Below are 10,652 nucleotides of genomic sequence, written 5' to 3'. Positions count from 1 at the left end.
GAGGCCTGGCCGGGATTCATTAAAAATCCGCCGCATCTCAGGCTAAGCTGCTGATTTGAATGCGAAATCAATCGTCGGATCGAGTGGTGGGACGGAGCGCAAGAGATCCAGCAGATAGTCCCCGAACCGGTTGATGTGCTCGCGCCGGTACGGCGACAGCACCTTGAGGACCTCGGCATCGACCGGATGCCCCTTTTCCTGCAGTTCCTTTAGTTTGCGTGACATCCACTGCACGTTGTACAGGATCACCATGTTCGCGACGAGGTGGTTGTACTTGATTACCTTGCGCTGCTCGTGCCGGACGTTTTCGGCGATGACGCCTTCGCCGCCGAACATCAGCCACTGCGCGAAGTCGTTGAACTGCTCGCTCTTGTTGGTCGCAGCGTGAATCGTGCGACGCAACTCCGGGTCACCCAGATACTTCAGCAGGAACAGCGTCCGGATCACCCGCCCCAGTTCCCGAAACGCGAAGTAGAGCTTGTTCTTTGTGCTTTCAGAGCCAAGCCGGCGCAGAATCGTCGACGGCGTCATCCTGCCTGCCTTGATCGACACCGCGACGCGCATCATGTCGAGATAGTGCCGTTCGATCAGTGCCCAGTCAATTGACTGGCGGCACAAGCTGTCGATGTGCTTGTACTTGCGACGCCGGTCCACCTTGTACAGCACGAGGTCCTTGATGTTGCGTATGCGCGGCATCAGGTTGATGCCCACCACGTACGACAAACCGAAGACCGGCCCGCTTTGCGCCTGCGTATCGCCATGGATCGTGTCGGGCTTGACGTCGGCGCCGTTCAGAATCAGTCCATCGAGAATGTAGACTGCTTCGTGGACGCCACACGGGATGAAGTGACTGAACAGCGCGATGTACATGTCGGACACGTGATAGTAGCCGATCCCGCCGTATCCCCCATAGCGAACGTGATACTCGGACAGCAGGTTCTGCTCGTACAGGCTCCACTTAGTGCCGTCGGCCGACGCGCGCTTGCCGCTGCCCCAGTATTTCGGCAGCGCGAACTGGTTGTACGCGTTGATCACCTTCACATTCGCCTTGTCGAGCCGCTCCTCAGTGATGTGTTTCAGGTTCAGCCAGGCGACTTGTTTGCGGCTGAGCCCTTTCACCGAGCGCGCCGTTTGGCTGGGACCCAAGTTGCAGCCGTAGCAGAACAGTGTCGTGATGAAACGCTTGCGCGGATCGTCGATCTTCGCGTCGAACCCGGACAGCGGTCCAAACAGTTTATGCAGATCCAGCCACTGCTCGGTTTCGGTGAGTAGATCCAGGATGCTGAGCTGCGGCATCGAAGCCGTGATGGCCTGGTCGATCAGCGTGCGGTTCGGCGGCTCGGGCTCTTTGCCCTGCTTGTGAATGACGAGTTCCTGATCGGCGAACTCGATGCTGTCGTTTGCCGGGAAACTCGCATCGGTCTCGTCGAGCGCCGCGTTAAGCTTGTCTCGCAGATCCTTCGCGAAGGTCTTGCCGTCTGTGGGCAAGCCCACGATCTCGCAGTAGCGCGGCAGCTCATGCCGGAATTCCTCATCAGAGACCTGATGCACCCGATAATCGTCGAAGCGATCACTACCCTCGACGTAAAGATCGCCGGCGTTTAGCTCCCGCATGATCTGGCTGAAGACCCCCAGTTCGAAGAACCGACGATGCAGCATCCGGCTATCCCGCCCGTGCGGGAACACCGCGCGCTCCCATTTTTCTGGAAGCCAGTCCAGCGGCAGGTTCGCGAGGTCGTTCTCCGTCAGCAGCAGGTATTCGCGGTGCGCGTTCCGAAAGCCTTGTAGCCACGCGAGTGCGACCAGCACCGCACGGTCCTGCGAACTCGATCGCAGCGGCAGCCCGTCCAGGCACTGGAACAGCAGCGTGCGCTGGTTGCGGTATGGCACGAGCATGAACGGCAGGTCGAACTGTCCGGCATAGGCGATGTGCTCGTTACACTGCGCGAGCGCCTCGGTCGGGTCGCCGAGCGTCTCGCGGATTTTCGGCAACCGTTGGCGTTCCGATACCTCTTCATCCTGAAGAATCTTCAGGACGTCCCGAAACTGGCCGACCAATCCCTCCAGTATGTCGGTGTGTTCGAGCTGATATTTCTGCAGCCGGACCTTCGCATAGGACTCCAACTTGCGCACCACCTTGATGAAGATCTCGGCAATATCATCAAGCGCCTTCTGCAACTGCGCCTGGATAAACAGGACAGCGAGCGCATGACGCTTCGCGGTCTTGAGTGAGCGTAGTTCCGCGACGTCGAGCGCCCGCGCTTCGGTGACCAGTTGGGCCGCCTTGCCGACAGACAGGATCGCGGGGGGCGCTGGCAAGCCTTCCGCCAGTTTCCTGATTCCGTTGATATGTTTGAGAAAGCTAGCAATCGCCCGCGCGGCTGGTCGCTTCGGCTCCTGTTTCAGATCATCCCAACCAGACTTGCCGGCCTTGACGACGAGAAGCGTGTCGATCCGTTCGCTGAGTGTTGCACCGAGTGCTCCGGCGATGGCCCCATAGATCGCTTCGTTGAAATCGTTGCGCGCCCGCGTGGCGACGCGCTGCAGCGTCGCCAGCGGCGGCAGCTCATACCGGCGTCGGACCAATTCCTCTATCAGCACGTTGATGATGTCAGGCAGTTCGATCTTTGTCCGGGCTTCCGCCGACGCGAGTTCAGCGAGCGACGCCGCCTCACTCGCATCGAACGCCCGGATGTCGAGCCAGCCGCGCAGCAGCTTCTGGTGACGGATGCGGGTGCCGGACACGTCGTACCGCGCGATCGCCGCTCGGGACAACGCGCGGGCCCGCATCGCGCTCCGGATGTGATCGATAATGACGGGCGGCACATCCACGAGCATCGGGAAGTAACCGAGACGCTGCAGCAGCTTCAACTGCACCATGATCAGGACCGCGCTGGCTTCCTGCCGGGATTGCCGGCGCACGAAGCGGATTTCCGCGGCGCTCGGAGTGAATGCCACTTTCAGCTCCGCCGCGCCCGGCTCAGCAGGCAGCACCGGATAGATGGTCTCGTGGACGGTGCTCATACCGGCGGGCGCCGCGTAAAAATTCGCTCGATCTGCCGGGTACGCTGGACTTCGTCGTCGTCCAGGTAGATCGAGGTCGTTGTGATCGAGGCGTGACGCAGATTGTCGCGCACAGTCGTCAGCGTGGCGCCCTGTGCGAGAGCATTTGTTGCGTGCGTGTGGCGCAGCCAGTGTGGCGTCGCACGCTGCAGCTTGCCGGCGAGTGCCGGGTGGTCGGCCCGAATTGCGTCGGCGGCGGTCTGGAAGAACCGGCGCAGCACCTCCCTCAGACGCGGCGTGGTGATGCCGCCGAGTTCGTCGAGATGGCCGAGCAGCGGCGTATCCGGTGCCCAGCGTGCGGGGCTCACGGGCAGACCGCGCTGCATCAGGTACTGGTCCAACGCAAATCGTGCGAGCGGCGGCAGCACCACCTTGCCAGCCTTCGCCCCCTTACCGGTGAGGTGAAGCCACCGCTCGCCGCGCGTGCCGGTCATGATACCGCCGAGTGTAACGCTGACCAGTTCGCCTGCGCGCAGGCCGGTCGCGTAACCGAAATCGAGCAGAAAGCGCAGACGCTGTGCGGCGGGAACCGCCCAGCCATGCGACCATTCCAGGCCATCGGCAATCGTGCGGATCAGCTCCCACTCTCCGGCCGTAAAGGCGCGCGAGATGTCCAGCTCACCATTGCGCTGCGCGCCGCGCACCCTGAGGCCGGCAAACGGATTCGCGAGCACGTAGCGCTGCTCGATCAGCCAGCGAAACATTGCACTCAGAACTGACAGCGCATAGGCGATGGAGTCTGGCGACAGCGCGCCCGTGAACGGCCGCCATTCGGACGACGATCGCGGTCGCGCCGGCGCGACCCACCGGGCGCGGGGTGTGGGATGGCGCAGGAAGGCACGATAAGCGGTCGCATCCTCGCTCGTGAGCGAAGACAGCGCGCGGCCGCGCTCGGCAATCGCCCACAGCAGCAGGCGCTCGGCTTCCCGGCGATAGGCACGCTGCGTTTCGGCGGCTTCGTGCCGCTCGAGCCAGGCGTTGATCGCCTGATAGTCGTTATCGGCCTCGAGCGCGCACATCGGCTTGGGCGCACGGAACACGCCGCGCGAGCCGTCGACGTCATGTGGCACGCGAATGTTTTCCCACGGCACCACGGGCTCCGGCGCCATCACGACAACCAGCGCGCGGGCGCGTTCGGTGAGTGCCGGATGGGCGGCAAAGAAGGCTTCAATATGGCGCGCGCTGCGCACGCCGAGTCCGGCAATCGCCCGCCACCAGCGCTGGCGACGAGGGATGCGTACGGTCAGATCGGCCAGCGTCCGGATGCCATACTGACGCAGCACGGGGACAACACGGGCTGGCAGCCAGACATCGACCGCATCGCTCACCTGCGGTTGCGGGATCGCAAGCGTCGGCAGGATATCCAGCGCCCGGGTCGCCGCCTTGCGGTGACGGGACCGTTCGCCCACCGCGCACTGAAACAGCCGGGCCAGATCCGAGCGATGCCGGCTGAGGGCGAAACCAGCGAGCTGCCGGCGAATTCGTCCGAGCACGCCGCGCGCCGACTGGCCGCCTTCGAGCGCTTGCGGACAATAGCGCTCGACCGCCTCTCGCGAGCTAACGCCCGCGTACCACGCGCGCAGCGCGGACAGGGACGCGGTGTCAGGAAAGGATGGTGGCGGCGGAACGTTCGGCATCCGGAGATTATAGGCAACACGATGGCAGCGAAGCTGAATGCCTGGTGTGGCGCATTTCCCGAAATACGAGTTTCATCCAGAAATGTAACCCTATCGATAATAAGGGTTAGCGATAGGGGCGCATCTTGATGCGCGTCGGTTTTTCAATCTCGTGCGTGCGTCACGGGGTGCCCTTCAGGATCCGGACTTTTTCGCACGCCACACGTCCAGAGCGGGTGTCTCAAATGACTCTGTTCGACCCATTTCTGCCGGTGACGACGGTCCGCTTTTGGGAAGCGGATTTCAGCGCGTGTCGGCAAAAATAGTGGCCGCGTGACCAGCGACGATGCAATAACTGCGATGTCTATCGGCTGCACGCATGTTGCCCTGGCATGGTGACCCGGGCTCCATCTGGGTCAGCCATTCATCGATCCAACGGACTGGAGTACCCGCTTACCTTGCGATTGAGTACATGCGTATAAATTTTGGTTTGACGACATCCGTGTGTCCGAGTAGCTCTTGCACGGTCCGGATGACATAGCCCATTTCGAGCAAGTGGGTTGCGAACGATTGCCGCAACGTTTGCGCCAACATCGGCTTGCCGATGCCCGCGCGAAGCCGCGTCGTCTTCAATCCTTGCGCCAGAAAGGCATCGTCAAAGTGCCTGCGGCGCTTGATGTCATCGGGGGCGATCCGTTGTACCGACGGGAAAGCGTATTGCCACCCAAAGCCTCCTTCGGTCGTTCCTCGTTGTATCCGCGGCGCCATGTTTCGATGGCTGTCCGGGCGTGCAACAGGTGGCTGGCTTGATTAGGCCGAGGCTAGATGTTGGTCGAAGAAGTCGGCGAGCTTTGCAACGGCAGGTCCCACAAATTGTGGTTTGTCGTACAGATCGACGTGGGTCGCACCTTCGACGACGAACAAATCCTTTGGCTCCTTGGCCTTCTCGTAAACCTGATCACTCCAGAATTTTGTCTCGGCCCTCGAACCCGCGATAACCAGGAGAGGCCGGGGCGAAATCGTCTCGATCATCTCAAACGGGTAAAATGCCATCTGCTGCGGCAGGCTTGTGAACATGTAGCGGTTCACGGAGTTCGGATGATGGCCTCGTGCTGTTTGATAGTACTCGTAGCCTTCCCTGTACATGACCGGGGTCGCGGGGGTGAAGTCGTTGGGAGAGTCGGCCACGATCGGCACTAGGCGAACTGGTCCGCCGCGCGCCTCGCGGCTGCGTTGCTCGCCGGCGTCTTTCAGTCGCTTCATGCGCTCCTCATAGGAGATCGAACCTGAGAGGCCTTCCCGGCGGCCCTGCCCGATATCGAATGTGCTGACGGCCGCGACGGCTCTTACACGGTGCTCGTGCTGGGCGTGGTTCAGGGCATAGCAGCCGCCGATGCAAATGCCCAGCGAACCGATCCGCGCCGGGTCGACCTGCGGATGCTGGACGAGGAAGTCAATGGCGCAACTGATGTCGTCCACGCGTTGCGCAGGCACTTCCATGAGGCGCGGTTCGCCGCCGCTTTCACCCTGATAGGACGCATCGTAAGCCAGACCGATAAAGCCGGCCTCGGCGAGACGCTGGGCATAGAGTCCGGAGGACTGTTCCTTGACGGCGCCGAACGGATGGGTCACGACGACCGCAGCATACTTCTTGCTACTGTCGAAATTCGCGGGCTTGAACAGATTGGCGACGATGTTCGTCCCCATGTTCCGTGCAGGATATGTAACGCGTTCGATCGTCACACCCTTGTCATTGGGATAATTGACGACAGCCGGCCCTTTCACCACTGCCGATTGCGCCGAAGCGGATCTCGCGCCACAAAACACCGATCCGGTGACGATGGCACCGGACAGGACAAAGGCAGAGGTCCCGAGGAACAGACGCCTCTTCTGATCGACAGATTCGTTGTCCATTGCAAACTCCTAAGTTCGTGCGGTGAACAGCAGAAGCGCGTCAGCGCGGTAGGTCTGGCCTATCTCCGTTTTCGGTCCCGGGTTTCACGTTCATCCGTCAACCAGGCCCAGCCCGGCCGCATGCAGTCGCTGGCCCTGGACCGGTATCCGCGACAGGGCCGCGTCGATCTCCTGCAAGTCTGTTGCGGTGAGGAGAACTTCTGTAGCGCCAAGATTTTCCTCAAGACGATGAAGCTTGGTTGTGCCAGGGATCGGCACGATCCACGGTTTCTGCGCGAGCAGCCAGGCTAGCGCCAGTTGGGCGGGGGTCACTCCTTTGCCGGCCGCGATCTGTTTGAGGACATCTACCAAAGCCATGTTGGCCGCGCGCGCCTCGGGCGAAAAACGGGGCACGGCGCTGCGGAAATCCGTCGCTTCGAGCTTGGTATCGCTGGTGATCGCCCCGGTCAGAAAACCGGCGCCGAGCGGGCTCCATGGGACAAGTCCGATCCCCAGTTCCTCGCAAGCCGCCATGACCCCGTTCTGCTCCACGTCTCTTGTCCAAAGCGAGTACTCACTTTGGACGGCGGCCACCGGCTGAACAGCATGCGCCCGACGGATCGTCGACATGCTGGCTTCGGATAACCCCCAATGCTTGACCTTGCCTTGTGCGACGAGGTCACCAATCGTGCCAGCAACGTCCTCGATCGGCACCTTGCGATCCACTCGGTGCTGGTACAAGAGGTCGATCGCTTCAACTTTCAGCCGGGACAGGCTGCCGTCCACGGCTTTTCGGATGACTTCGGGCCGACTGTCCAAGCCGTAGCGTGATCCGTCCGGATTGATGCCGAAGCCGAACTTGGTCGCGATGACGACTTGATTCCGGAAGGGCACAAGTGCCTCACCGACCAATTCCTCATTGATATAGGGGCCATAGACTTCGGCGGTGTCGAAGAAGGTAACGCCGCGCTCGACCGCCGCCCGGATCATGCGGACGCCGTCCGCGTGCTCTAGCGGCAGGCCGTAGGTCGAGTTCAGGCCCATGCAGCCGTATCCGAGGGCTGAGACGTCCAGACCGCCGCTTCCGAGTATTCGCTTGTTCATTGGTGCCTCCTATGTAGTGGCGCGGCGAACGATGCTCGCGTCCCACGGACAACATAAGCCGAAGCCCCATTGCCGACTAGACGGTATAATCAGAATGGGCTTATGTCAGGAATGGATAAATGCGCCGACAAGATTTCGGAGAGTTGAATGCCTTCATGGCCGTGGCTGAAGAACGGAGCTTCACGCGTGCGGCTGCGAAGCTGCGCACCTCCCAGTCAACGCTTAGCCATACCGTTACGCGGCTGGAGGCTCGCCTCGGTCTGAGGCTGCTCACTCGCACGACCCGAAGCGTAGCGCCGACGGAGGCCGGAGAACGCTTGCTGGAGACTTTGCAGCCAGCCTTCGAGGATATCGACAGCAAGCTTGCTGCGCTAACGACGCTGCGGGACAAACCCGCTGGGGCCGTCCGCATCACCGCTACGGAACACGTCGCGCAGACAGTTCTATGGCCTGTTCTCAAACACCTGCTTCCGAACTATCCCGACATTCAGGTCGAGCTAGCCGCCGAATCGAGCCTGACCGACATCGTAGCCGGACGCTACGACGCGGGTGTCAGGTTGGGAGAGCTTGTCGACAAGGACATGATTGCCGTTCGCATCGGACCACAGTTGCGCATGATGGCAGTAGCCTCGCCCGCATACTTCGCTCGGAAACCACCGCCAAGCACTCCTCACGACTTGGTGGATCACGAGTGCATTAATCTGCGCCTGCCCACCCTCGGCGGGCTCTATGCTTGGGAGTTTGAAAAGGATGGTCGCGAAATGCGAGTGCGGGTAGAGGGATCTCTCGCATTCAGCAATGGCACAATGATCATGGACGCAGCACTTGACGGCTTCGGCATCGCCTATGTGACGAGCGACTATGCGGAACAAGCTATCGCAGACGGGCGGCTGATCAGCGTGCTTCAGGACTGGTCGCCTTTGTTTGCAGGCTACCACCTCTACTATCCCAGTCGCCGGCAGCTTTTACCGGCCTTTGCGGTGGTCGTGCAGGCGTTGCGCTATCGCGACTAGAGAGTCAGCAAACCCGCTGCGCGCTCTTGCCCGATACCGCGCCCGCCCAGCGCTCGACAGCCACGGCTACGTTAGCGCGGCGGGACGCAAACTTTGCCATCGAGGTGTTTCTCCCATTCGGCCAATCGCTGGCCCGGGCCTCCAGATGATGTCTTATCCGAGTTGCGCTCCCGCGGCCGTTCGTTGCGGCAGCGCCTCAAGACGGAACCAGCCTGGGGTCGCCTCGATCACTTTCCACAACTTGCTCGGGATAGCGATGTGGCTAAGTTTCGACATATAGAGGGTAGTATCGATCTGGTCGGCGAGATCGTTTTTCGCGAGTTCGACCCAGTCAGGGTTCATCACCAGGCCCTGGCCGACGGCAACCAGTGAAAGCCCCAGCGCAAGCGCCGCCTCGGCCTGATCAGGTTTCCTGAGCTGACCAGCGGCGATGACAGGTACGCGTCCGTCGACACGCTCCAGGATCAACTCCGCCGTCGTCCGCTCTCCCGTGCCACCGATCGGCGTGGTCTCGAGAACATTCCCCAGTGAGACATGGAGATAGTCGATACCGCCGTCGACAAGCCTGTCGACCAAGACCTTGGTGTCCTCCATCCGCAGTCCACCTTCACCCGGTTCGTCAGGGGAAATGCGGTAGCCCAGAAGGAAGGGGCGCTTGGCGTGGTCCTTAATGACCTGTTTGACCATCTGCACGACTGCCAATGGAAAGCGCATGCGGTTGGTCAGGGAGCCGCCCCACTCATCTGTCCGCTGATTGAACCGTGGCGAGAAGAAGTTCTGGATCAGAAAGCCGTGGGCTCCATGCAGCTCGATGCCGTCGAAGCCCGCCTCAATTGCACGTCGCGTCGCTTCGCCGAACGCGAAAATAGCGCTGATAACCTCATCATGGACGAGCATGCGCGGTGTGACCGCTGGGCCGAAGGGGTTCGCTTCCGTGGTTACGGCGCTCGCGCTCACGACGTCGCCGTCCGGCACCAGTTCCGGGACGGCCTTGTTGCCCGCATGGAAAATCTGGAGCACCGCAGGCGCGCCGCCACTCTTGGCCGCTTCGGCCAACCGTCGCAGGCTCGGAATGAAGCTGTCGTCGAATGCGGCGAACTCGTGGGTAAAACCCATGCCATTCGGCAGGACGTGAGTGCATCCCGTAATCACGAGACCGACACCGTTCACGCGGCTACGGTAATACGCAACTTCCTCGTCAGAAACCGTCCCGTCTGCGTTGCCCGCCCAAGTGGTCATGGGTGCCATCACCACACGGTTGCGCAGAGCAACTGCCTTCGCGAAGTGGAATGGTTCGAACAGCTTATGGCGGGTAGTTTGGTTCACTTGAGCGCCTGCATCAGAATGATCGGTCGAGATTTCGGGTGAGTCCTTCGATGGGCCTTCCAACGACCACCAGACTGTCCTCGCGCCACACGCCGCAAAGCACACAAAGATAACGGTTGTTGCAGGTTTCGATTAGCCGTCATAACCCCATTGAGCTTATGTATGTAGCGCATGAATGAGGGGAGCTAACCTCTACGATCCCGCCGTCTTCGCTGGCATCGCAGATGCAGACAGCGCGTGACCACGCACTGGCCGAACGTGGCTTGACGCGGGCTGCAATAAGCCACGTCATGCGGGCGTTGGAGGAGAGGTTCTACCCCGTGAACGCCGACATTTCCAAGAAGACCGATGATCGACAACACGTCGTAGTAAGCCACGCGCCAACGTCCGCAATCGAGCAACGCGACGCAGGCTGCGACCGGCAGCTCTTGGCCGGCAAGCGACATCGCTTAGCGTGCGAAAAAATCCGAATCTTGAGGGCATCCCGTACCGGCGGGAGCACATTAACCGGCTCGGGGACTATCTGCTGGATCTTCAACGCCCCGTTCCACCGCTCGATCCGACCATCGATTTTTTATTTAAATCAGCCGCTTAGACCGAGATGTGGCGGATTTTTTTCGAATCCCGGCCAGACCTC

The 10,652-nt window shown here is 61.1% G+C and carries 8 protein-coding genes and 1 pseudogene; 2 read left to right on the top strand and 7 right to left on the bottom strand.

All coding sequences use genetic code 11. The features are described 5' to 3' along the window. Positions 1–42 precede the first annotated feature (42 nt). The 6 genes and pseudogenes from PQR67_RS37870 to PQR67_RS37845 all read right to left on the bottom strand — a co-directional run bounded on the left by PQR67_RS37870 (position 43) and on the right by PQR67_RS37845 (position 7,676). A complete protein-coding gene (locus tag PQR67_RS37870; RefSeq protein ID WP_408467899.1) occupies positions 43–3,024 on the bottom strand; it encodes a Tn3 family transposase in 2,982 nt (993 codons plus the stop codon). Next, the gene (locus PQR67_RS37865) at positions 3,021–4,700 is read right to left on the bottom strand and encodes a site-specific integrase (protein ID WP_408467898.1); all 1,680 of its coding nucleotides are present in this window, start codon (positions 4,698–4,700) and stop codon (positions 3,021–3,023) included. Before PQR67_RS37865 ends, PQR67_RS37870 begins: the two co-directional genes overlap by 4 nt. Positions 4,701–5,132: 432 nt before the next feature. Further along, positions 5,133–5,357, bottom strand: a complete 225-nt coding sequence (locus PQR67_RS37860) for a tyrosine-type recombinase/integrase (protein WP_408467900.1) — start codon at positions 5,355–5,357, stop codon at positions 5,133–5,135. Further along, positions 5,309–5,476, bottom strand: a pseudogene (locus PQR67_RS37855) (integrase core domain-containing protein); the annotation flags it as partial. The gene PQR67_RS37860 and the pseudogene PQR67_RS37855, both read right to left, overlap by 49 nt. Positions 5,477–5,489: 13 nt before the next feature. After that, positions 5,490–6,593: an alpha/beta hydrolase gene (locus PQR67_RS37850; RefSeq protein WP_408467897.1), complete on the bottom strand. Its 1,104-nt coding sequence runs from the start codon at positions 6,591–6,593 to the stop codon at positions 5,490–5,492. A gap of 90 nt (positions 6,594–6,683) precedes the next feature. Next, a complete protein-coding gene (locus PQR67_RS37845) occupies positions 6,684–7,676 on the bottom strand; it encodes an aldo/keto reductase (RefSeq protein ID WP_408467896.1) in 993 nt (330 codons plus the stop codon). Positions 7,677–7,795: 119 nt separating this feature from the next. Here PQR67_RS37845 and PQR67_RS37840 point away from each other — a divergent pair, with 119 nt between their 5' ends. Next, positions 7,796–8,689, top strand: a complete 894-nt coding sequence (locus tag PQR67_RS37840; RefSeq protein ID WP_408467895.1) for a LysR family transcriptional regulator — start codon at positions 7,796–7,798, stop codon at positions 8,687–8,689. Between the two features lie 153 nt (positions 8,690–8,842). Here PQR67_RS37840 and PQR67_RS37835 read toward each other — a convergent pair whose 3' ends face one another. Beyond that, a complete protein-coding gene (locus PQR67_RS37835; protein WP_408467894.1) occupies positions 8,843–10,015 on the bottom strand; it encodes an NADH-dependent flavin oxidoreductase in 1,173 nt (390 codons plus the stop codon). Positions 10,016–10,335: 320 nt separating this feature from the next. Between PQR67_RS37835 and PQR67_RS37830 the strand changes: the two genes are divergently transcribed. Next, the coding region (locus tag PQR67_RS37830; protein ID WP_408467901.1) for a hypothetical protein at positions 10,336–10,652 on the top strand (317 nt) is incomplete at its 3' end.

This window comes from Paraburkholderia fungorum (assembly GCF_046026025.1).
Lineage (GTDB): Bacteria > Pseudomonadota > Gammaproteobacteria > Burkholderiales > Burkholderiaceae > Paraburkholderia > Paraburkholderia fungorum_E.
Note: the sequence above shows the minus strand (reverse complement) of the source record. Positions and strands in the feature narration are given on the sequence as shown.